A 24,024-nucleotide genomic window follows, 5' to 3' on the forward strand; every position below is an offset into this window, starting at 1 on the left:
TAAATAATATTCCAAACTTTCAGTAATTACTGAAAGTTCATTAATTTTAACTTTGCCAATTATTAATTGCCTTGTTAACCCGTCACCCTCAAGGAGCCAAAAATGATAGATGAAACCTTTGTGGATCTATCGCGATTGCAGTTTGCTGTTACCGCACTCTTCCATTTCTTATTCGTGCCTTTAACCATAGGTATGACCTGGATTTTAGTTATTATGGAATCGGTTTATGTTATGACCGGTCGCGAAATTTATCGTGATATGACTAAGTTTTGGGGAAAATTGTTTGGTATTAACTTTGCTATTGGGGTGGCAACGGGCCTGACCATGGAGTTTGAGTTTGGTACTAACTGGTCTTATTACTCGCATTACGTAGGCGATGTATTTGGCGCCCCGCTCGCTATTGAAGGCTTAATGGCATTCTTTTTAGAGTCGACCTTTGTGGGTATGTTCTTTTTAGGCTGGGATAGGTTAACTAAACGCCAACATTTGGGCGCTACATTTTTAATGGCGCTAGGTACTAATATGTCGGCGCTGTGGATATTAATTGCTAACGGGTGGATGCAAAACCCTGTAGGGGCAGAGTTTAACTATCAAACCATGCGCATGGAAATGACCAGCTTTGCAGAGCTTGTATTTAACCCAGTGGCGCAGGTTAAGTTTATTCATACGGTATCGGCAGGTTACGTAGCCGCTTCTATGTTTGTACTGGGCATTAGTAGCTGGTACATATTAAAAGGCCGTGATTTAGCCTTTGCTAAGCGCTCGTTCTCGGTGGCATCGGGCTTTGGTTTAGCATCCATATTGTGTGTCATTTTATTAGGTGACGAATCAGGCTACGAAGTAGGCGAAGTTCAAAAAGTAAAACTTGCCACCATAGAAGCTGAGTGGCATACCGAAGAAGCACCCGCTGCGTTTACCGCGCTTGGTTTTCCTGACTCAGATGAGCAGGTAACGCATGCAGCAGTAAAAATACCTTACGCACTGGGTATTATTGCTACCCGCTCTTTAGATGAGCAAGTTATTGGTATTTCTGATTTAGAGAAAAAACACGAGGTACGCATTCGTAACGGCATGATAGCGTACGAATACCTCCAAAAGCTAAGAAATGGCGATGACAGCGAAGAAAACATAGCTAAATTTGATTCTCTTAAAGCCGATTTAGGTTATGGCTTGCTGCTAAAACGCTATACCCCCAATGTAGTAGATGCCACAGAAGAGCACATTCAAAAAGCCGTTAAAGACTCATTCCCTAAAGTGGGGCCTATGTTTTGGTCATTTAGGATTATGGTGGCCTGTGGTGTAGCTATGCTGGCCGTGTTTGTATTGGCATTTTATTACAACGCACACCGTATTATTGAGCAAAAACGTTGGCTACTGTGGGCTGCAGTATTAAGTATTCCGCTACCATGGATTGCAATAGAATTTGGTTGGATCGTTGCTGAATATGGTCGCCAGCCTTGGGCTATATCAGAAATATTACCGACCTTTTTAGCCACTTCGTCACTGACGGTAAACGATATTTTAATTAGCTTAACTGGGTTTATTATTTTTTACACTGGCCTTGCTATTGTAGAAGGTTGGTTAATGGTGCGCTTTATTAAACAAGGCCCAAGCTCGTTACATACAGGCAAGTATCACTTTGAGTTACCAAACAAAGCAGATAAAGACGCAGGAGAGCAATTATGATTTTTGATTATGAAACATTAAAAATGCTGTGGTGGTTGCTCATTGGCGTACTGCTAATAGGCTTTGCAATTACCGATGGCATGGATATGGGCGTAGCGATGCTGCTTCGCCTTGTTGGTAAAACAGACTCAGAGCGCCGCACTGTAATCAACACCATTGGCGCCCACTGGGACGGTAACCAAGTATGGTTTATTACCGCAGGCGGCGCTTTATTTGCAGCGTGGCCTATGGTGTATGCCGCTGCATTTTCGGGCTTTTACTTTGCCATGATGCTGGTATTGTTTGCGCTATTTTTTAGACCTTTAGGTTTTGATTACCGCTCAAAAATAGACTCTAAACGCTGGCGTAATAACTGGGATTGGGGCTTATTTGCAGGCAGCGCCATTCCGGCTTTAGTATTTGGTGTGGCATTTGGTAACTTATTTTTAGGTGTACCGTTTAACATTGATAACTTACTGCGCGTAAGTTACCAAGGCTCGTTTTTTGGCTTACTCAACCCATTTGGCCTACTGGCAGGTTTAATTAGTATCACCATGTTAATTGCCCATGCAGGCATGTGGCTACAACTGCGCACAGCAGATGCCGTTGCAGAGCGCTCAGCGCAATATGGCCGCTACGCATTAGTGGTATTTATTGTACTGTTTGCGGCTGCTGGTATTTGGGTGGCAAACATAAATGGCTACCAAATTGTTTCTATGCCTGATACGCAAAGCCATGCAGATCCGTTGGCAAAAGTTGTAAGCACAGCGCAAGGTGCGTGGCTTAATAATTACAGCGAGCGCCCATGGACAATGACCTTCCCTATTTTAGGCTTTGTTATGGCACTCAGTGCTTTACTGTTCTCTAAACTAAACAAGCCAGCGCTAGGGCTTATTTCAACCAGCATTATGTTAATTGGCGTTATTATGACGGCGGGTGTGTCGCTGTTCCCATTTATTATGCCATCTGTTAATAACCCAGATATTAGCTTAACTATTTGGGATGCGGTGTCGAGCCACAGAACACTTAATATTATGTTTGTTGCTGTTGTTATATTTATTCCGTTAATTTTGGCCTACACCACCTGGTGTTACGTAAAAATGTGGCGCAGAGTAACGGTAGACGAAATTGAAAACAACACGCACGGTAGCTACTAAGGAGACTAAATTATGTGGTATTTCGCTTGGATTTTAGGTGTACTTTTAGCCTGTACCTTAGGTGTTATAAATGTAATGTGGTACGAGTTTCATCAAAATAAAAACAGCATAGCTGATGATGAACAACCGATGCACGATTTACTAAACGAAGCTAACAACACAAAAGATGACGACTAATCCCCGACCAAATCGCGCGCAGCAGCAATCTCTGCGCGCTTTTTTAAAACGGCAAAGTAAGCCTGCGGGTGCATGGTTAAAGTTAAGTATTGCACTGGGCACATTTAACGCTATTTTAATGATTGCAGGCGCCTATTTACTGGCACAAACTATTCATAACGTAATGTTTGAAGGCGCAAGCCTTAACCAAGTAACCCATTTACTTTGGCCACTTGCGGGTATTATTTTACTCAGAGCCCTGTTTTTAGCTATCAGTGAAAGGCTCAGTGCTTATGCGGCACTTAAAATAAAGTCGGCTATGCGCCAAACCTTATTGACCAAATTAACGCAACTTGGCCCAAGTTATATTGAACAACACGGCCAAGGAGCAACGCTTAACACCGTGCACGATGGCGTTGAAGCACTGCACGACTACTACGCTAAATACTTGCCTGGCGTTGCTTATAGCGCGCTTATTCCACTGGCAATCTTGGTGGTTATTTTTCCAACCGACTATAAAGCAGGCTTAATATTTTTATTAACCGCCCCGCTTATTCCGTTTTTTATGATTTTGGTGGGCTCAAAGGCCGAGGCGTTAAATCAAAAAAGATGGCAGCAACTGGCCGTACTAGGTAATTACTTTTTTGACCGCGTACAAGGTTTAACACAACTTAAATTGTTTAACGCAACGCAACAAGAGCTTAAACAAATAGCCAAAATTTCTGATGACTTTAGACACGCTACACTCGGTGTTTTAAAAATTGCCTTTTTATCATCATTTGCGCTGGAATTTTTAGCCACAATTAGTGTGGCACTGGTGGCGGTAATCATTGGTTTTAGACTGTTTTTTGGTACGCTTGATTTTGCAACCGGCTTTGTTGTTTTACTACTTGCCCCAGAATTTTACTTACCCCTGCGCCAATTAGGCAGTCACTATCATGCCCGCTTGCAAGGCATAAGCGCTGCGGCCGATATGGTCACTATTTTAAATGCCCCACTTCCTGAGCAATCACAGCAACATGAAACAAAGTTTGAGGAGCATATAAGCTCAATAAACATAAACAACTTAAACTTTACCTACCCAAACAGTAACGAAGGCATAAAAAATATAAACCTTACGCTACCCGCTAAAGGGCTAGTGGCAGTAGTAGGTGCTAGTGGCTCAGGTAAAAGTACTTTATTTGATTGTTTATTAGGGTTTCATCCGCAGGTGATTGAACAAATAAGCATTAATAATAAATCACTTGATGCTACAAGCATTAGCACATTACAAAACGCAATTGCGTGGATCCCACAAACCCCAACGCTTTTTTATCAAAGCATTAGCGATAACATAAAAATAGCCAAGCCAGCCGCTACGCAACTAGAGCTTGAGCAAGCCGCACACCAAGCGGGCGCCTTAGATTTTATAAACACGTTAGAGAATGGGTTCGACACCCTGATAGGTGAGCAAGGTGAAGGACTCTCTGGCGGTCAAAAGCAGCGTATAGCCCTCGCGCGGGCGTTTTTAAAACAAGCGCCTATTTTAGTGCTTGACGAACCGACAGCCCACCTTGATAGCCAAACCGAGCAGCTTATTCAGCAGGCTATAAATAATTACGCTAAAAGCCACTTAGTGTTGGTCATTGCCCACCGGCTAAATACAGTCAAAAACGCAAGCAATATCCTTGTTATGCAAAATGGCGAAATAGCACAGCAAGGGACTTACAGCCAACTTGAGCAACAACAAGGCGCATTTAAATCACTCCTTAATTTACAAGCGCAAGGAGCAAACAATGACTAATTTTATTAGGCTATTAAAGCTTTGCCGCCCCCATTATAAAGCCATGCTACTGGGTACTTTTTTAGCGACGTTAACGGTACTTGCAAATGTGGGCTTATTAGCTATATCGGGGTGGTTTTTAGCCTCAATGGCGGCAGCAGGTATCGCAGGCGTACAAATGAACTACTTTACACCCGCAGGGACTATTCGATTTTTAGCGATTGTACGAACTGCATCACGCTATGGTGAGCGCTTAGTAACACATAACGCGACGTTTTTATTGCTTAGTGAAATACGCGTTAATATGTTTGCCACGCTAAGTAAGCTAAACAATGTAGATTTAGCAATGAGCCGCAGCGCCGATTTAGTTAACCGCTTACAAAATGACGTGGATGCGCTTGATAAGTTTTACTTAAACATATTACTGCCAATGCTGGTAGCGCTGTTGAGTGTGCCCATAATTATGGTGTTTATGGCGGCTTATAACGCCAATGTTGCGCTTATTTGTTTTATAGGCATTTTATTAATTGGTGTTGTTTTACCTGCGCTGTTAAGTGCTAAATTAAATAAAAATAGCCATAAAGAAACACAGCTCAGTGCACAACTTAGAGCAGAGCTTTCTGACACCCTAACCGGCCTTAGAGAGCTGAGTATTTATCAGGCACGTGCTGGGCAAATTTCAAAATGTAATGAACTAAACGAGCAATATAACCAACAACTTTATAGTCGCCATAAAGCACTCGCAAATAGCGACGGTTTAAGTTTGCTGGTTGTGCAGCTAGCTATGCTTGGCGCCATAGTCACTATTGTGCCTTTGGTTTACAGCGGCGCTATGGTAAATGTTGAGCTTGCTATGTTAAGCCTATTTGTATTGGCAAGCTTTGAAACTGTATTACTGTTGCCTAATGCATTTATAGAGCTGCCCAGTGTACTCAAAGCCGCTGAGCGACTATTTACACTGGAAGATAAAGTCACAGCGCAAGAAGCTAATAGCGCTGAGTTAGTTGAGATGCAGTTTGATAAAAACAATACAACTTTGGCACTTAATAACATTGGCTATAAATACCAAGAGCACAGTGCTTTAACTAATATCAGCTTTACCCTTAAAGCACAGCAAAAAGTAGCGATTGTAGGCAGAAGCGGCAGTGGTAAAAGCACCTTGGTTAATTTACTCACCGGGTTATGGCCTGTGCAGCAAGGCAGTATTAGGCTAAGCGATGAAAATAACGCAGCAGAACTCCACGCACTAAGCAGCAACACCCGCGCAAGCGTTATTAATATACTTGCGCAGCAGCATCATATTTTTGATGGCACATTAAGTGAAAACTTACGCTATGCAAAGCCAAGCGCCACAAAAGAAGAAATGCTTGAAGCCATTAACCTTGCACAGCTAAAACCTTGGTTTAATGAGCTACAAGATGGATTAAAAACCCGTTTAGGCACAGGTGGGAGAAGTGTTTCTCAAGGCCAATCAAGGCGCATAGCTATTGCGCAAGCTTTATTACAAAACCCTGCCATTTTAGTACTTGATGAGCCTACAGAAGGGCTTGATAACCAATCTAAGCAAACGGTAATGAGCGCTATTATGCAGGTAATGAGTAACGCAAGCGTACTTACCATTACCCACGACCCAGCTCTTTTAGCGCAAATGGATAATATTATTTGGCTAGAAAATGGCAGCCTTGTAGCGCAAGGCACTCATAAAGAACTTAGCGAAACATATACCGATTATGTTGCCTTAACTACTCGGTTTTAAATAACTTGAACTCTGGTTAAGAGATTTACTACCCAACTGAATATTAATGAAACTTAATTCTGTTTTTCTCTAGCTAGAAATTTTAAGTGGAAACAAGGCGAATTTACGCGTCAATAGCTAGCCTATTGCAAGAAAATTCAACGCAGTTAGCGCTAAAAATAGCTGCTTGAGATAGATATATTATCCAGAGACCAAGTTAATCATTTAAAACGCTGATTGATACATCTATAACGCCGACTTTAGGGTCGGCAATTTTTTTAAACATACCTAACGATAAATCAATAACCCGCCCTCTAACGTACGGGCCTCTATCGTTTATTCTCACGATCACCGATTTGTTATTTGCCAAGTTTGTAACCTTCACTTTTGTACCAAAGGGTAATTCTAAATGCGCAGCAGTGGATGCGTTTTGACTAAATGTTTCGCCGTTTGCTGTTGTGCGACCATGGTATTTATTAGCGTAATAAGAGGCTTTACCTAACTGAGTACGCTCGCCATTAGCAGAGGTAACGATAGGTTGGCTGCTACACGCAGCTAAAATTGATAAAAAACTGAGGGTAAAAATTAACTTAGTAAAAGACATAGATGCGCTTTAATTATAAAAATTCGCGCAAAGGTTAACCTTACGTGGCTGAGTGTGTACTGAATTAAAATATTTTATAGGCAATAAAAAACCACCGGCGATTACTCTTAGGTGGTTTTTTTAAAAAGCATAAGGCGCTTATCTTACGATACCGCGCTCAGAGCTTTTCACAAAATCAATCATAGTTTGTACTGCAGGGTACTTAGCGGCATCTTCACTTAGTGAGGCAATTGCTTCGTCTACACTTAAGCTCTTACGATAAAACGCTTTATAAGCACGGCGTACGGCCATAATTTCGTCGCTTTCAAAGCCACGACGCTTCATACCTTCTTTATTGGTCGCTGCAGGGCCTGCTGGCATACCAATGGTGGTTACAAATGGCGGTACGTCTTTATTAACACCTGAGTACATGCCAATAAATGCGTGATCACCAATTTTACAAAATTGATGCACACCTGAGTTACCACCTAAAATAACCCAATCGCCTACATGCACGTGGCCTGCAACGCTTGCGTTATTAGCAAATATAACGTTATTACCAATTACGGCATCGTGAGCAACGTGGGTATACGCCATAAATAAGTTATTGCTACCAATTTTAGTCACACCTTGGTCTTGAATAGTACCACGGTGAATGGTTGCACACTCACGTATAACGTTGTTATCGCCCATAATAAGAGTGGTTGGTTCGTTGTTATATTTTTTGTCTTGGCAGGCTTCGCCTACTGACGCAAATTGAAAAATATGATTGCCAGAGCCAATAGTAGATGGCCCTTTAATAACAACGTGAGACTCAATAATACAGTCATCACCGATCACAACATCATTGCCAATATAGCTATATGGACCAACTGAGACATTGTTGCCTAGTTTAGCGCCAGGTTCGATTATTGCTGTAGAATGGATCACTATTAAAACTCTCTTCTCGCACACATAATTTCGGCACTACATACAACCTTGCCGTCGACTCTTGCTTCAGCGGCAAATTTCCATATATTGCGACGCTCTTTTAAAAACTCTACATGCAAATGCATTGTATCGCCCGGTATAACTGGCTGTTTAAAACGTGCGTTATCTACTGCAGCAAATAAGTAAAGCTCGTTATCGCTACGGTTTTCTACTGTTTTAAATCCTAATAAACCGGTGGCTTGCGCCATGGCTTCTAATATTAGCACACCAGGGAAAATTGGCTGATTTGGAAAGTGACCAGTAAAAATAGGCTCGTTAACCGATACATTTTTAATCGCATGCAGTGACTCGCCAGGCGTAAAGTCAATTACACGATCAATTAAAAGCATCGGGTAGCGGTGTGGTAATAAACTTAAAATTTCTTGAATATCAAGGCTATTTAATTCGTTTGCCAAAATAGCATCCTTATTAGTGTTCAACGTTATGACTTAGCCAATGCTTCAAGCGCTTTGAGACGTGATTTCATGTCTGAAAGATTACGCAAGTGGGCAATTGATTTACGCCATTCTTTATTAGTTGTATGGGGCATACCAGATGAGTAAATACCCGGCTCGGTGATCGATTTAGTCACCATACTCATGCCGGTAATTATAACACCATCACATACTGACATGTGACCATTAATTGCGGTCATGCCACCTATTTGGCAGTTTTTACCAATGGTTACACTACCTGCTAGTACAGTACAGCCTGCAATTGCAGTACCCGAGTTAACTTCAACGTTGTGTGCTATTTGACATTGGTTATCGATGATCACATTACTATGAATAATCGTGTTATCGAGTGCGCCACGGTCAATTGTTGTGCTTGCGCCCACTTCAACCTTGTCGCCGATAATCACAGAGCCTAGCTGAGGAATTTTAACCCACTGCCCGCGCTCGTTTGCATAGCCAAATCCGTCACTGCCAACCACACTGTTTGCTTGAAATAAACAATCAGCGCCAATTTCAACATCGTGATAAATAGTCACACTCGGCCAAAGCTTTGTGCCAGAACCTATTTTAACACGTTCACCGATGAAACTGTTCGGACCAATTTGTGCGTTATCACCAATCACAGCACCGGCTTCTATAACTACATTTGCGCCAATGGCAGCACTTGCACTTACCGTTGCACTTGGGTGAATAGTCGCACTAGCGTGTATACCTTGCTGCGCCGCTTGCGGGGTTGTATCCATAAATTGTGCAAGCTTTGCGTAGCTCACATACGGATTTCCAACAATGATTTTTGCGCCACTAAAATACGGTGCATCGGCTTCGCTAAGAATAACAGCACTGGCTTGTGTGGTTTCAAGCTGCGTACGATATTTTGAGTTCGCTAAAAATGCAATATGCCCAGAACGGGCATTTGCAAGTGTAGCTATTTTTGTAATTTCTAAAGCGCCATCACCTTGAAGTTCGGCGCCTAGAAGTTCCGCAATGTGCGAAAGCGTATAATTTTGCATAGAGTGATTATTTCTTACTAACTGCTGATACAACTTTGCTTGAAAGATCAGTTACTTCTTTAGGGTTAAAGTAAATAGTAGTGTCTTTAACTTTAACTTCATCGAAGTCGCCATCTTTAGCAATTTCTTCAATTGTTTTAATAATTAAACCCTGAACTTTAGCAAGCTCTTGGTTTTGACGTGCTTTGATTTCTTGCTCTAAAGGACGACCTTTTTCAGCAAGGTTTTGTTGCATGCCTTGGATTTTATCACGTAGTGCATCTTTTTGAGCTTGGCTCATTGTAGTGCTTTCACGCTTAAATTTTTCTGCTTCAAAGCGAATGTCGCCTTGTAGTTTTTCAAGCTCTTGACGACGCTCTGCAAACTCAGTTTGTAAAGACTGCTCAATTTTAGCCATTTGAGGAATTTGCTTGTAGATCTCTTGCATATCAACAATGCCTACTTTGTGGGCAAATGCACTTGCAGAGGTGCCCATCATCAATGTTGCTAACACGGCTACTGCTGTTGATTTAAATAATTTTTTCACAAAAAACTCCTTTAGAAAGTGTTACTAATATTAAAGCTGATGGTCTTTGTATCGTCATCTTCTTCTTTTTGCAATGGATACGCAAAACTAATCAGCATTGGACCCATTGGAGAGATCCATTGTAAAGATAAACCGGTTGATACCCTAAAGCGCATTGGATCAGAGTAATCATCTAACTTAGCACGCTCATCTGGCGCTAAGTTTTGGAAACGGTCAACGTTAAATTCAGTATCCCATACGTTGGCAGCATCTACAAAGAAACTGGTACGTACAGAACTGGTGTTTTCTTCATCTAAGAACGGCGTAGGTACAATTAGCTCCATACCTGCAACCGCTTTTGCATTACCACCAATACGCCCTTGTGGTACTAAAATATCAAACTCATCAGAGCCACCGATGCTACCGGTTGTAGTACCATCAGCACCTGGCGTACCAGGGATTGATAAAGGAACACGTGATACAGCGCGCGGCAATATAGTATTACGGTCAAAGCCACGTAGTTCCATTTCCGTTATACGGAAGAACTCTTGGAATGGCAGAGTTTGCTCATAACCATTGGTTGACCCATAACCATTACCGTAACCAAGCGCTGCACGTGTTGAGAACACCCAACGGTGGTCATTCGATATTGGCCAGTAAAAACGCGAATCGTAGTTCAGTTTAAAATACTGAAGATCAGAGTTAGGCGTTGTGGCTGTTAAATTTAATGTTTGACGCGAACCCGCTGTTGGGAATAAACCACGGTTAACTGTGATACGCGACCAACCTACGCTTAGCTCATATTTAGTAAAGTCAAAGCCAGCATCTGGGTTTTCTTCATCTAAGAAGGTTTCGCGTAGTACGCGAGTTTGTTCGTACTCGGCAATTTCTGAAAGTTCTTCTTGAATCCAACGTACGCCAAAGTTAACACGGTTTACCGCATCAATTGGGAAACCAATATTGGTACCAATACCGTAACTTGTTGATTTATAATCTACTAGGCTAAATTTACTGGCATCGTAGTTGTTGTAAAAAATACTGCTGCCTTGCGATACACCATCTGGCGTAAAGTAAGGGTCGGTGTACGACAAGCTAATGCTTTCAGAACCAGTAGAGGTATTTAAGTTTAAGCCAATTTGATTACCCGTACCTAAAAAGTTAGATTCGGTCACACCAATATTAAACTGAAGCCCTGCGTATGAGCCATACGCTAAGCCCGCGTTAAAGCTACCTGCCGATTGCTCTTTTACTGTAAAGTCTACGTCTACTTGGTCATCTACACCCGGTACTGGTACTACGTTAAAATCAACAGTTTCCATGTACGGTAAACGTTGAATTTGCAGCTTTGAGCGCTCAAGATTTTGATTAGATAACCACGCACCTTCAAGTTGTGTCATTTCGCGGCGAAGTACTTCATCAGCAGTATTTTGGTTACCACCAACGATGATACGACGTACGTACACACGCTTGCCCGGATTTACCGACAGCGTAAGTTGCACTTCTTGTTTTTCATCATCAATTTCTGGAATTGTGCGTACTTCGGCATTGGCATAACCAAAGCGCGCTAAGTAGCTTTTGATAAATTCTTCAGATGAGGTCACCACTGAGCCATTGTAAAGCTCGCCGGCGCGAAGTGGGATAACGCTTTTGATTAGCTCTTCTCGGCCAAGTAAATCACCGATAAAGTCAAAACCTTTAACTGTGTACTTAACACCTTCTGTTAAGTTAGCAGTTACATACACAGATTCGCGCTCAGGACTTACTGATACTTGCGTAGAATCGATATTAAAACGTAAGTAACCGCGGTCTAAGTAAAAGCTGCGAATTTTTTCTAAATCGCCTTCAATGGTTTGTTTTTGGTAACGGTCGCTACCCATAAACTGCCACCACGGTAAATCTTGTTGCGATTCAGCAAGCTTTAAAAGCTCTTCGTTAGAGAATAATTCGTTACCCACTAAGTTGATTTGACGAATAGAGGCGGCTTCGCCTTCGTCAAATTCTAGCTTAAGCTTTACACGGTTACGTGGCAGCTTAGTTACGCTAATATCAACGGTGGCATTGTATTTACCAATACTGTGGAAAAACTCAACCAACCCTTTTTCGATATTATCGATAACGGTTTTATCAAGCGGTTCACCTTGGCGAATATCTTGCTGATCGAGTGATTCGTTAAGCTGCTCGTCTTTTATATCTTTATTGCCTTCAAACTCAATAAAGCTAATAGTAGGACGCTCAGTCACTTTAAAAATAACGTTATTACCATCGCGTAACGCTTTGATGTTGTCAAAGTGACCTGAACGATAAAGTGACTTTATTGTTTTTGAAATCGTATAGTCATCAACGTTATCGCCCACATTGATAGGAACATGCGTTAGTGCTGCACCAAGTGCTACACGTTGCAAACCTTCAATTTTTAAATCTTCAACAATAAAGGAGTTTTGGCCCAGGGCTGCAAAACTTGCACCCAATAAACTTGAAACTGCCAAATGTTTTTTTATAGCCATTTTATTATCTTTATCCTTTACAACTGTATTACCGCTTAACATCAAAACTAATAATTAGTGATGCTTACAATCGTGTTCTAATTAGTAATTGTCACGCTGTAACTACAAACGCGATACATCATTGAACAAAGCGAAACATGTTAAAAATATGAGCAACAAGGCGCCCACTTTAAAACCAAATTCTTGTGTCTTTTCAGAGACAGGCTTTTTACGGAAAAGTTCAATTATGTAATACATTAAGTGTCCACCATCAAGCACTGGCAGAGGTAATAAATTAAATACACCCAAGTTAACGCTTATTAGCGCTAAAAAGCTTAAAAAAGCGACTAGCCCGTAGCTTACGCTAGTTCCTGCACCAACTGCAATGCCCACAGGGCCACTTAAATTTTTAACCGAAACCTGACCTGTAATTAAATTACCAATCATGTCAAAGCTAAGCGTTATAAGGCGCCAGGTCTCTTGGGTACCACGAACAATACTATCAAGCGGACCAAAGCTTCGGGTTTCAACATAGCCATCAGGCCAAGGTTGAACAACCGGCGCAACACCTAAAAACCCTTGTTCAATACCGTGCTCATTAATGCGCGATTTAGGCGTTACTGTTACGCTATTCATACTATCTTGTCTTTTTACACTAAATTGTAAAGATTTGTTAGCCGATTGCGTAATAAGATTAACTAATTGCTGCCAATCGCTTATTGTTTCACCATTTACAGCGATAATCGTATCGTTAACCTGCAAATTAGCCAGTTCGGCTGCTGAATTTTTAGTAATAGCCGCAATGGTTAATGTGGCTTGCGGTCTAAATGGTACAATACCTAACGAACTCAGTGGCGGCACGTCTTGTTGATCGAGCTTCCAACCCTCTACGTTAAGCATTTTTGTTTGCTCTTGGTAGTTTTCATTACGCACTACTACGGGCACGCTTTGCTCACCTAAGCTCGACATAAGTGCAAAAGTTGCATCTTGCCAGGTGGCAATCGTGTCATCACCAATTTTAATAATTTGTTCAGAGGGCATAATGCCCGCCTGCTCTGCTCTGCTACCTTCGGTAATACTACCCACTACAGGTTTTACCGATTGCACGCCCACCATGTACATAGCCGCCAGCGCTACAATAGCAAATAAAAAATTAGCCAGCGGGCCGGCTGCCACTATGGCTATACGGGCCTGAACCGATTTAGCGTTAAATGACAAATGGCGCTCATTCTCAGGCACTTCATCCACGCGTTCATCAAGCATTTTAACGTAGCCACCCAGCGGAATAGCGGCAATTACGTATTCTGTATTGTATTTATCGTGCCACTTTAAAAGCGGTTTACCAAAACCAATCGAAAAGCGCAGCACTTTAACACCCATTTTACGGGCCACCCAAAAGTGCCCATATTCATGAATAGCAACTAAAATGCCCAGCGCTAAAATAAACGAGCCAAGATTCCAAAAAAAATCTAACATATTAATGAGTCACTTTTGTTATTAGGTCCGCTGCACGTTGGCGGGCTTGTTGGTCACACGCTAATATTTCATCTAGGCTTTGTACGTTAGTGAATGTGGCCGCATCAAGCGTTTGTGCATTAATTTTATAAATGTCAGTAAAGCCAATTTGGCCTTTTAAAAATGCCGCAACCGCTATTTCGTTTGCTGCATTTACCGTTGTGGTTGCGCCTTGCCCTGCGCTGCACGCATCAATAGCGAGTTGTAAATTTGGATAACGCGCAAAATCAGGCTTTGTGAACGAAAAATCACAAATATCCGAAAAGTTGAGTGGTTTTACACCCGCGTTAATTCGATCTGGGTAAGCGAGTGCATGTGCAATAGGTGTGCGCATATCGGGGTTACCCATTTGCGCTAAAATGGAGCCATCGTGGTATTGCACCATAGAATGAATAATACTTTGCGGGTGGATCACCACATCAATATCGCTGGTGTCACAATTAAACAGCCATTTAGCTTCAATAAATTCAAGCCCTTTGTTCATCATGGTGGCTGAATCTACCGATATTTTTTGCCCCATAGACCAATTAGGATGAGCGACGGCTTCACTAACCGTTACCTCTTTTAAGGTATTTATATCGCGCGTTAAAAATGGCCCACCAGAGCCGGTAAGCAATATTTTACTTACGCCATGCTCTTGTAAATTTTGATCAGCGTTTGCGTTTTGAAGTGAATGAGGTAAACACTGAAAAATAGCGTTGTGCTCGCTATCAATAGGTAACAACGTGGCTTTATGCTGTTTTACTTTATCAATAAACAACTGCCCTGACATAACCAACGATTCTTTATTGGCAAGCAGTACTTTTTTACCTGCTTCAACGGCGCTTAGTGTGGGCAGTAAGCCGGCAGCGCCAACAATAGCTGACATGACGGTATCGACATCGGGATGCGCACATAAATCGCTCATAGCCTGCTGTGAATGCATTACTAAGGTTTGGCATGGCGTATTATTTAAATACGATGATAATTGCTCTGCAGCGCTTTGTGTGGCCATAACCGCATATAACGGTTCGTGCTCAATACACAGCTCAGCCATCTTTTTTGCATTGTGGCCTGCAGTGAGGGCAAATACGTTAAATAGCGCTTTGTTTCGCGCTATAACATCTAATGTACTTAACCCAATTGAACCTGTAGCGCCTAAAATAACAAGTTGTTGCTGTTGGCTCATAAACTCAAGGTCCATGCATAGCACATTACAAACATTGGGGCTGCTGCGGTTAAGCTGTCAATTCTATCTAAAATACCGCCGTGGCCGGGTAAACAGCGACCACTGTCTTTTAGGCCGGCTTCACGTTTAAACATGCTTTCGAGTAAATCACCGACAGCCGAAAACAAAGCTATAAAGGCGGTCATTACCGCATAAATAGGCCATACAGCAAAATCCACACCGGTAAAGTGACAAAAAGCTAAAACAAATATAATTGATGCAACCACACCGCCTGCTAGGCCTTCGATGGTTTTGTTAGGGCTCACCTTTGGCATGAGCTTGTGTTTACCAAAACTTTTGCCTGTAAAATAAGCCCCTACATCGGCGCTCCACACAATACCAAGTACCACTAAAATCAGTACCGAGCCAAAGTGCGTTGATTCAGCGTATTGCGCGCTACGTAAAGTATTGAGTGCAAGCCAAAGTGGGATTAAAGTAAGCAACCCGGCAATGCCGCGCATTACCAAGCCTTCGTTCCATGCTTTGGCCATGGCTGGGTAGCGCCAAATTAAATAACTGGCCACAATCCACCAAGCAAACGAGAGCGTAAATAAGTAATTTGCATCCCCGACCAACTGGCCGTTTTGCCACAGTGATTCAATCGGCCAATGTAAATTTAGCAGCGCCAATAACGCGCCAATTAACACCACAAACGCACCACGTTTTAATTTTGTGCATAGGCCCATAAAAGCAGACCACTCCCACGCGCCAAGTAAAACAATAATACCGGCAAAATAACTAAACAATGTTAGTGGAGTATAAAAAACCAAGGCTAGCGCTAACGGCGCTAATACAACCGAGGTTAAAATTCGTTGTTTTAACAAAATAGTGACCCTTATTCTATTTTAGGTTTGAGCGAGTAATTGTTTTATTTGTTCGCCCGTACAACCAAAACGTCGCTCTCTGGCAACGTAACACGCAATGGCCTCAGCAAATGCTGCTTCATTAAAATCAGGCCAAAGAGTTTCGGTAAAGTAAAGTTCCGCATAAGCAGCTTGCCATAGTAAAAAGTTACTAATACGAACATCACCACCCGTGCGAATTAGTAAATCCGGCTCCGCTTGGTCTGCCATGCTCATATGCTGTGCTAAGCGCTCTTCTGTAACATCCTCTGCCTTGAGTTGTCCGTTTGCAACTTGTAGTGCTAGTTGCTTTGCTGCATTTGCCATATCCCATCTACCGCCATAATTAGCGGCCACGTTTAAATGCAAACCGGTGTTATCTGCTGTTAGCTCATGCGCAGCGTTTACTTTGCTACGTAAACTTTCAGAGAATCGTGATAAATCTCCAATAATGGTCAGTTTTACATTATTTTTATGAAGCTTTTTTACTTCCTTTGTTAAAACAAACAAAAAAAGCTCCATTAAAGTGTTTACTTCGTCTTCGGGGCGGCGCCAGTTTTCACTACTAAAAGCAAATAAGGTTAACGATTGTATCCCTAATTTAGTACAAAACTGAACAGATTGACGAACTGCGTCCACGCCTTTTTTATGCCCGAACACACGAGGTCTATTTCTAGCTTGCGCCCAACGCCCGTTACCATCCATGATGATGGCAACATGTTTAGGTAAACATTGCTGTGAAATTGTATCAGCGTCTAGAACCATAAATATTGAGTATTCCATAAAAAAACGCCGCCTAGTATACCCTAGACGGCGTTTCAAAACTAATATATTTCATAGCCTGCATTGAGGTTATTTAGCTGTTTAGATTTCCATCAACTCAGCTTCTTTCGCTGTTAGTTGTGCATCCATTTCTTTGATAAATTTATCTGTAAGCTTTTGAATTGTATCTTCTGCTTGACGCGCTTCATCTTCAGAAATTTCTTTATCTTTTAATAAAGATTTTACATCGCCATTAGCGTCACGACGAATGTTACGCACAGCAACACGGCCGCTTTCAACTTCGCCACGTACAATTTTAATTAAATCTTTACGACGCTCTTCTGTAAGCGGAGGAAGTGGTACGCGAATTACTGTACCAGCAGACATAGGGTTTAAACCTAAGTCAGACGCCATAATTGCTTTTTCTACAGCTTGCGCTAAAGATTTATCGAATACGCCAATAGCCAGCGTACGAGAGTCTTCAATCGTTACATTAGCCACTTGGTTAAGCGGTGTATCAGCACCGTAGTACGATACCATAATGCCGTCTAAAATTGCTGGGTGAGCACGACCTGTACGAATTTTTGATAGTTGACTACCTAGTGCTGCTACACTTTTTTGCATGCGCTCTTGCGCATCTTTTTGAATATCGTTAATCACGGTTTAATCCTAATTATTTGATTACTTCATCTGAGGCTTGTGAAGAGATAAGTGTGCCTTCTTCTTCACCCATAATTACGCGTTTTAAGGCGCCTGATTTATTCATGTTAAATACGCTCAGTGGCATATTATGATCGCGAGCGAGTGTAAACGCCGCTAAATCCATTACTTTTAGTTCTTTATCAATAATTTCATTGTAGCTTAAGTGACGGTAAAGCGTGGCTTCTGGGTTTTTAACCGGATCATCACTAAATACGCCATCAACCTTAGTCGCTTTAATTACAGTGTCGGCTTCAATTTCAATACCGCGTAAACACGCAGCAGAATCGGTAGTGAAGAACGGGTTACCCGTACCTGCTGCAAAAATAACAACGCGGCCAGATTTTAATAAGCTAATTGCCTCAGCCCAGTTGTATGCATCACATACACCGTTTAGAGGGATTGCCGACATTAAACGACAATTAACAAATGCACGGTGTAGTGCATCACGCATTGCAAGGCCGTTCATTACGGTTGCAAGCATACCCATGTGGTCACCAACTACGCGGTTCATGCCAGCTTCTGCTAGTGATCCGCCACGTAAAAAGTTACCACCGCCGATAACCAAACCCACTTCTACGTCGAGTTCTACCAGCTCTTTAATTTCTTGGGCCATACGATCTAGCACTTTTGGGTCGATGCCGAAGCCTTCGTCTCCCATTAAAGCTTCACCACTTAATTTGAGAAGAACACGTCTAAAAATAGGTTTACGATTGATAGTCATAGTATTGGGGCCAACTTTTTATTAAATTATGGGTAAAAAATAACCGCGCTTATGATAAACATAAAAGCGCGGTTATTTTAAAGAATTTCTAAGCGTGACGCAAAAGCAAATAGTACTTTAATGGCATCTAATTTCCTTATGCATCACAAATAGTTAATCTTACTCGCCTTTTGCAGCTGCAATTTGAGCAGCAACTTCAGCAGCAAAATCTTCTTCTTTCTTCTCGATACCTTCACCAACTTCTACACGTGCGAAGCTAGTAACTGTTGCGTTTTTCTCTTTAAGAATTTCGCCAACAGATTTTTTAGGCTCCATGATGAAAGCTTGACCAGTAAGAGAAACCTCACCAGTAAATTTCTTCATGCGGCCAACAACCATTTTTTCAGCGATTTCAGCAGGCTTTCCTTCGTTCATCGCGATGTCGATTTGAACTTGCTTTTCTTTTTCTACAACGTCAGCAGGTACATCTTCAGGCGTTAAGTACTCTGGGTTTGAAGCAGCAACGTGCATTGCAATGTGCTTAAGAGTTTCTTCATCAGCAACACCTGCAACAACAACACCAATACGCTCACCGTGACGGTATTCAACAAGTGTTTCACCAGTGATGTACTGAAGACGACGTACGTTGATGTTTTCACCAATTTTAGTTACTAGCTCAACACGGTCTTCTTCAAACTTAGCTTGTAAGTCTTCGATAGTGATTGTTTCAGCGATAGCAGCGTCAGCAACTTTGTTAGCAAACGCTAAGAAGCTTTCGTCTTTTGCTACGAAGTCAGTTTGACAGTTAACTTCTACTAGTACTGCAACACCATCGTTTTGCTTGATGATGATAGTACCTTCAGCAGCAATGTTACCTGCTTTCTTAGCAGCCTTTGCAGCACCGCTCTTACGCATGTTTTCAATCGCTAATTCGATGTCGCCATCAGTTTCAGTTAACGCTTTTTTACAATCCATCATGCCAGCGCCAGTACGCTCGCGTAATTCTTTAACTAGGGCAGTAGTTACAGCCATTAGTAAATCCTCAAATCTGAAATCAGGTATTAGATAAGCGGGTAAACCGCTCTACAAGAATAGCAAGTCTTCACCTTAAAAAGATGAAGACTTGATGACAGCTAATTACTCAGCTTCTACAAAGTCGTCTTTCTCAGCTTGAGCAACGATGTTGTTCTCACGACCTTCAGTGATAGCAGCTGCAACAGAGCTAGTGTAAAGGTTGATTGCACGGATAGCATCATCGTTACCAGGTACGATGTAATCAACACCGTCTGGGTTAGAGTTAGTATCAACGATTGCAACAACTGGAATACCTAGGTTGTTTGCTTCACGGATAGCAATGTGCTCGTGATCAGCATCGATAACGAAGATAGCGTCTGGAAGGCCACCCATGTTTTTGATACCGCCAAGGCTCTTTTCAAGCTTTTCCATTTCGCGAGTAAGCATTAACGCTTCTTTCTTAGTTAACTTCTCGAAAGTACCGTCTTGGCTTTGAGCTTCAAGGTCTTTAAGACGCTTGATTGACTGACGAACTGTTTTCCAGTTAGTTAACATACCACCTAACCAGCGGTGGTTAACGAAGAACTGGTCGCTTTGTAAAGCAGCTTCTTTAACTGCTTCGCTTGCTGCGCGCTTAGTACCAACGAAAAGAACTTTACCTTTGTTTGCAGCAGCACTTGATAAAAACTTAAGTGCGTCGTTGAACATTGGTACTGTTTGCTCAAGGTTGATGATATGTACACGGTTACGTGCGCCGAAGATGAAAGGCTTCATCTTAGGGTTCCAGTAACGTGCTTGGTGACCAAAGTGAACACCAGCTTGAAGCATATCGCGCATTGAAACGTTTGCCATTTTGTAAATCCTCTATGTAGTTTAGGGTTAGGCCTCCACATATCCCATAGCACCAACACCGAAGTATTTAAACTTCAAATGCACCCAAGTGTATGTGACGATACGTGTGTGTGTTAAAATAAAATTGTGTTTGCCTTAAATACAAAAAATCATTTAAGAATTTATTTGTAAAAAGACGGCGCGCTTTATACCATATTAAAATTAAATACTCAACGTCGCGTGCAAAATTTGTGCGACGATAAATGTTAAAAAACGCAACTTTGGAGCCTCAATGAGCGCTGTGATCAAGACCCCTGAAGAAATTGAAAAAATGCGTGTAGCCGGGCGTTTAGCGGCAGACGTACTTGAAATGATTGAACCACATGTAGTGCCAGGTGTGACTACTGATGAGCTAAATACAATTTGTCATGATTATATTGTAAATGTGCAAGATGCCATACCTGCGCCACTAAATTATCACGGTTTTCCTAAGTCGGTTTGTACCTCTGTAAATCATGTAATTTGCCACGGTATTCCAAATGACAAACCGCTAAAAGATGGCGATAGCGTCAACATTGATGTAACCGTAATTAAAGACGGTTACCACGGCGACACCTCAAAGATGTTTCATGTAGGTACGCCTAACATTCAAGGTAAACGCCTTGCACAAGTAACGCAAGAAAGCTTATACCTTGCCATTAAAATGGTAAAACCAGGTGTGCGTTTAGGCGATATTGGTGAAGCAATTCAAAAATACGCAGAGAGCTTTAACTACTCAATTGTACGTGAATACTGCGGCCACGGTATTGGTAGGGAATTTCATGAAGAGCCTCAAGTAATGCACTACGGTAAAGCGGGTACTGGCGAAACACTTAAAGCCGGTATGTGTTTAACAATAGAGCCAATGGTTAACGCAGGTAAGCGCCAGTGTAAACTTTTAAAAGATGAGTGGACTGTAGTTACACGCGACCGTAGTTTGTCTGCACAGTGGGAACACACCCTATTAGTGACTGAAAATGGTGTTGAAATTTTAACGCTGCGATCAGATGATACTATCGACAGGATTATCGAACACTAATAAAAACCGAGCCACTTGATAAAAGTATTTAACCTCTAATCGGGTTAATACATTTAATAACATACTGAATTATATGTAATATTTAATTTATTTTTTCCAAGTTGGAGATTTTCAGTGAAAACAAATCGAATTGACGCGCCAAATAGCGAGCCTATTTGCAAGTGGATTCAACACTGTTAACACTGAAAATAGCCGCTGGGGATAGACTTATTACTTCACGTTCAGGTTGTTTATCAATGCTAACGGTTCAATAAGGAGCCAGCCCACGTGGCATTACCCAACAAAGTAAAAAAGTTGCTTAGCGATGCTGAGCAACTGAGCGATTATCGCGATTGTTCTAGCTATTTTTATAAGTGGTTACATAACGAATTTTCTAAGCAACCAGTTGGTAATTTAATTAATGCCCGGGCTGAGTTTATAGACCGCCTGCTAATTAAACTGTTTCATGTTTACGATTTAGCTCACGAGCCTGATCTTGCCCTTATTGCCGTGGGCGGGTACGGCCGTGGCGAGCTACACCCCTACTCCGACATTGACTTTTTATTGCTTGTTACGCAGCCGCCTAGCGAGCAGATATGCGAAAAAATAGGCCAGTTTGTTACCATGCTATGGGATCTCAATTTAGAGATAGGCCACAGTGTGCGTACCATTGAACAAGCCATAGAGCAAAAACGTGAAGACGTTACCTTTGCCACCAGCTTGCTCGAAAGTAGGCTCATTTTTGGTAATCACATTGAGTTTGAAAAACTCAAAACGCATATTATAGAAACCCCTGTTTGGCGCTCAGGCGAGTTTTTTGTAGCCAAAGTGCAAGAGCAAAACCTACGCCATAAAAAGTGCCACGGTACTGCTTACAACCTAGAGCCAAACATAAAAGAAAACCCCGGTGGTCTTCGCGATTTACAAACCATTATTTGGGTTGCTAAAAAGCACTTTAGAGCCGAAACCCTACAAGAGCTAATTAGCCACGGCTACTTAACGCATGAAGAGTTTCAGGAGCTTTCGGAGTGCCTAGAAAACCTTTGGAATATTCGCTTTGCACTGCATTTAGCCGCTGGGCGATCAGAAAACCGTTTGTTGTTTGACCATCAACCACACACAGCTGAAATACTTGGCTTTGGTAGCGATGGTAAAGCCTCGGTTGAGCGTATGATGAAACGCTTATTTAGAATAATGAGCCGCGTACGCGAGCTTAACCAAATGCTGCTATCGTACTTTGAAGAAAGTATTATGCCAGAGAGCAGCGAAGCGCCAGTGATTGAGTTAGACAAAGACTTTGAACGCGTTGGGCACCAAATTAGGGTTAAAAACCCATCGGTATTTTTTAGACGCGATCAACTTTTTGTTTTGTTTGAGCATATTGCCGACAACCCCGAAATTACCCATATTTACCCAAGTACTATTCGTACCATTAGACAAGTACGCAGGCGCCTATTAGGTGACTTACAAGATTACGCAGCGTGTCGCGAGGCATTTATGCGTATTGTAAAACACCCTAACGGCATGGGCCGCGCATTCACGCTCATGCACAAACACGGCATGTTGGCCGCGTATTTACCACAATGGCGTAATATATTTGGGCAAATGCAATTTGACTTATTTCATGCCTACACAGTAGATGAGCACACCCATAAATTAATCAATAATATTTACCAATATTTTGATAAATCTAAAGTGAGCGAGTTTCCTATTTGTAGCGAAATAGTAACCCGTATGGATAAGCCTGAGCTGCTTTATTTAGCAGGTATTTTTCATGATATTGCTAAAGGGCGTGGCGGCGATCACTCAGAGCTAGGCTCGGTTGATGCCATTGCTTTTTCTAAATTACATGGCTTCCCATCATCTGATGGCAAGCTTATATCGTGGCTAGTTGGTAACCATTTACTTATGTCGGTTACTGCGCAGCGTAAAGACATAAATGACCCAGGTGTTATTAAAGACTTTGCCTCACGCGTAAAAACAGAGCGCCAACTCGATTACCTCTATTGTTTAACCGTTGCCGATATACGCGCAACCAACGACAACTTATGGAATGATTGGAAAAACACTCTACTACGCGAGTTATACTTGCATACTCAGCGCGCATTACGCCTAGGGCTTGAAAACCCAATGGATCAACGCGACCAAATACGCGATAAAAAACACCAAGCTAAACAGCGCTTACTTAATTTGGGCTACCTAGAAAACCAAATTGATTTAATTTGGAGCCGCTTTAAAGCAAATTACTTTACTGCCTTTAGCGAGCAGCAAATATCATGGCAAACCGAGCACCTATTAAAATGCGCAGACTTAAGCCTACCCAGTGTCATTGTTTCTGATAAAGCAATGCATGGTGGCACGCAAGTGTTTGCTTATAGCCCATATTCTGGGCCGTTATTCGCTCGCTTAGTTAGCGTAATTGGTTCTAAAAAGGCGCAAATACAACACGCTCAAGTGCTTACTACCAAAGATGGCTACGCCCTATTTAACTTTGTAATACTTGAAGTGAGCGGCGACCCTATTGCAAGTAGCCGTGCTCAGTCAATTAAACGTGGGCTTGAGCAAGCTCTTAGCGAACCACGTAAAAAAATACGCTTTAAAAAGAATCGCTCGCAACGATTTAAAGACTTTAATATTAAACCTAAAATAGTGCTGCGCCCTCATGCACGTAAAGATCGCAGCCTAATAGAAATTCAAGCTGTTGATATACCCGGTTTACTTACTAAAATTGCCGAAGTTTTCCAAGCGCATTTATTACACATTCACGCAGCCCGTATTACAACGGTAGGTGAACGTGCAGAGGATTTCTTTGTCGTATCAAATAACGAATACCAAGCGCTGACTGATGAAGAGCAAGCCAAAATTCATCAGGCATTACGTAAAAAATTCAACGCCGAAACAGAATAAGGACACA

Annotated in this window: 21 protein-coding genes; 7 read left to right on the forward strand and 14 right to left on the reverse strand. The window is 41.9% G+C overall.

The features are described from left to right. The first annotated feature begins 102 nt into the window (after positions 1 to 102). Genes CWB60_RS18435 through cydC form a run of 5 tightly spaced genes read left to right on the forward strand, consistent with a single transcriptional unit; the run spans position 103 to position 6,496 of the window. Positions 103 to 1,686, forward strand: a complete 1,584-nt coding sequence (locus CWB60_RS18435; RefSeq protein WP_138578421.1) for a cytochrome ubiquinol oxidase subunit I — start codon at positions 103 to 105, stop codon at positions 1,684 to 1,686. Next, entirely contained in the window at positions 1,683 to 2,822 is a 1,140-nt protein-coding gene (gene cydB, locus CWB60_RS18440) for a cytochrome d ubiquinol oxidase subunit II (RefSeq protein WP_138578423.1), read from the forward strand. The genes CWB60_RS18435 and cydB overlap by 4 nt, the downstream gene beginning before the upstream one ends. Before the next feature lie 12 nt (positions 2,823 to 2,834). Then, complete coding sequence (gene cydX, locus CWB60_RS18445) at positions 2,835 to 2,999, forward strand: cytochrome bd-I oxidase subunit CydX (RefSeq protein WP_004586934.1); 165 nt, start codon at positions 2,835 to 2,837, stop codon at positions 2,997 to 2,999. Continuing rightward, positions 2,989 to 4,761 carry a thiol reductant ABC exporter subunit CydD gene (cydD, locus tag CWB60_RS18450; protein WP_138578425.1) on the forward strand — a complete coding sequence of 591 codons (1,773 nt, stop codon included), beginning with the start codon at positions 2,989 to 2,991 and terminating at the stop codon, positions 4,759 to 4,761. Before cydX ends, cydD begins: the two co-directional genes overlap by 11 nt. Beyond that, positions 4,754 to 6,496 (forward strand): thiol reductant ABC exporter subunit CydC, encoded by a 1,743-nt coding sequence (gene cydC / locus CWB60_RS18455; RefSeq protein ID WP_138578427.1) that lies wholly within the window; start codon positions 4,754 to 4,756, stop codon positions 6,494 to 6,496. The genes cydD and cydC overlap by 8 nt, the downstream gene beginning before the upstream one ends. 196 nt (positions 6,497 to 6,692) lie before the next feature. Here cydC and CWB60_RS18460 read toward each other — a convergent pair whose 3' ends face one another. The 14 genes from CWB60_RS18460 to rpsB form a co-directional block, all read right to left on the reverse strand. After that, a complete protein-coding gene (locus tag CWB60_RS18460) occupies positions 6,693 to 7,079 on the reverse strand; it encodes a septal ring lytic transglycosylase RlpA family protein (RefSeq protein ID WP_024033818.1) in 387 nt (128 codons plus the stop codon). A gap of 138 nt (positions 7,080 to 7,217) precedes the next feature. Then, positions 7,218 to 7,988 carry an acyl-ACP--UDP-N-acetylglucosamine O-acyltransferase gene (gene lpxA, locus CWB60_RS18465; protein WP_029773689.1) on the reverse strand — a complete coding sequence of 257 codons (771 nt, stop codon included), beginning with the start codon at positions 7,986 to 7,988 and terminating at the stop codon, positions 7,218 to 7,220. A 2-nt stretch (positions 7,989 to 7,990) separates the two neighbouring features. Next, positions 7,991 to 8,443, reverse strand: a complete 453-nt coding sequence (fabZ, locus tag CWB60_RS18470) for a 3-hydroxyacyl-ACP dehydratase FabZ (RefSeq protein ID WP_004586929.1) — start codon at positions 8,441 to 8,443, stop codon at positions 7,991 to 7,993. Between the two features lie 26 nt (positions 8,444 to 8,469). Continuing rightward, the gene (lpxD, locus tag CWB60_RS18475) at positions 8,470 to 9,492 is read right to left on the reverse strand and encodes a UDP-3-O-(3-hydroxymyristoyl)glucosamine N-acyltransferase (protein ID WP_064386080.1); all 1,023 of its coding nucleotides are present in this window, start codon (positions 9,490 to 9,492) and stop codon (positions 8,470 to 8,472) included. A gap of 7 nt (positions 9,493 to 9,499) precedes the next feature. After that, the gene (locus CWB60_RS18480) at positions 9,500 to 10,018 is read right to left on the reverse strand and encodes an OmpH/Skp family outer membrane protein (RefSeq protein ID WP_004586927.1); all 519 of its coding nucleotides are present in this window, start codon (positions 10,016 to 10,018) and stop codon (positions 9,500 to 9,502) included. An 11-nt stretch (positions 10,019 to 10,029) separates the two neighbouring features. After that, a complete protein-coding gene (gene bamA / locus CWB60_RS18485; protein ID WP_024033814.1) occupies positions 10,030 to 12,501 on the reverse strand; it encodes an outer membrane protein assembly factor BamA in 2,472 nt (823 codons plus the stop codon). 102 nt (positions 12,502 to 12,603) lie between these two features. Next, positions 12,604 to 13,956 (reverse strand): sigma E protease regulator RseP, encoded by a 1,353-nt coding sequence (rseP, locus tag CWB60_RS18490; RefSeq protein ID WP_138578429.1) that lies wholly within the window; start codon positions 13,954 to 13,956, stop codon positions 12,604 to 12,606. A 1-nt stretch (position 13,957) separates the two neighbouring features. Continuing rightward, positions 13,958 to 15,163 (reverse strand): 1-deoxy-D-xylulose-5-phosphate reductoisomerase, encoded by a 1,206-nt coding sequence (gene ispC / locus CWB60_RS18495; protein ID WP_029773686.1) that lies wholly within the window; start codon positions 15,161 to 15,163, stop codon positions 13,958 to 13,960. Further along, complete coding sequence (locus CWB60_RS18500) at positions 15,160 to 16,026, reverse strand: phosphatidate cytidylyltransferase (protein WP_004586923.1); 867 nt, start codon at positions 16,024 to 16,026, stop codon at positions 15,160 to 15,162. Before CWB60_RS18500 ends, ispC begins: the two co-directional genes overlap by 4 nt. A gap of 21 nt (positions 16,027 to 16,047) precedes the next feature. Further along, entirely contained in the window at positions 16,048 to 16,827 is a 780-nt protein-coding gene (uppS, locus tag CWB60_RS18505) for an undecaprenyl pyrophosphate synthase (RefSeq protein WP_004586922.1), read from the reverse strand. An 81-nt stretch (positions 16,828 to 16,908) separates the two neighbouring features. Beyond that, a complete protein-coding gene (gene frr / locus CWB60_RS18510) occupies positions 16,909 to 17,466 on the reverse strand; it encodes a ribosome recycling factor (protein WP_004586921.1) in 558 nt (185 codons plus the stop codon). Between the two features lie 13 nt (positions 17,467 to 17,479). Further along, a complete protein-coding gene (gene pyrH / locus CWB60_RS18515; protein ID WP_039972186.1) occupies positions 17,480 to 18,229 on the reverse strand; it encodes a UMP kinase in 750 nt (249 codons plus the stop codon). A 159-nt stretch (positions 18,230 to 18,388) separates the two neighbouring features. After that, positions 18,389 to 19,240: a translation elongation factor Ts gene (gene tsf / locus CWB60_RS18520; RefSeq protein ID WP_004586919.1), complete on the reverse strand. Its 852-nt coding sequence runs from the start codon at positions 19,238 to 19,240 to the stop codon at positions 18,389 to 18,391. 105 nt (positions 19,241 to 19,345) lie between these two features. Further along, positions 19,346 to 20,074 carry a 30S ribosomal protein S2 gene (gene rpsB / locus CWB60_RS18525; RefSeq protein ID WP_004586918.1) on the reverse strand — a complete coding sequence of 243 codons (729 nt, stop codon included), beginning with the start codon at positions 20,072 to 20,074 and terminating at the stop codon, positions 19,346 to 19,348. A 238-nt stretch (positions 20,075 to 20,312) separates the two neighbouring features. On the opposite strand from rpsB, the gene map reads away from it, so the two are divergent. Further along, complete coding sequence (gene map, locus CWB60_RS18530) at positions 20,313 to 21,131, forward strand: type I methionyl aminopeptidase (protein ID WP_283234870.1); 819 nt, start codon at positions 20,313 to 20,315, stop codon at positions 21,129 to 21,131. A gap of 267 nt (positions 21,132 to 21,398) precedes the next feature. Further along, on the forward strand, positions 21,399 to 24,017 hold the full coding sequence (glnD, locus tag CWB60_RS18535; protein ID WP_024033810.1) for a [protein-PII] uridylyltransferase: 2,619 nt from the start codon (positions 21,399 to 21,401) through the stop codon (positions 24,015 to 24,017). Positions 24,018 to 24,024 lie beyond the last annotated feature (7 nt).

The organism is Pseudoalteromonas sp. S327 (assembly GCF_005886415.1).
GTDB classification, from domain to species: Bacteria; Pseudomonadota; Gammaproteobacteria; order Enterobacterales; family Alteromonadaceae; genus Pseudoalteromonas; species Pseudoalteromonas atlantica.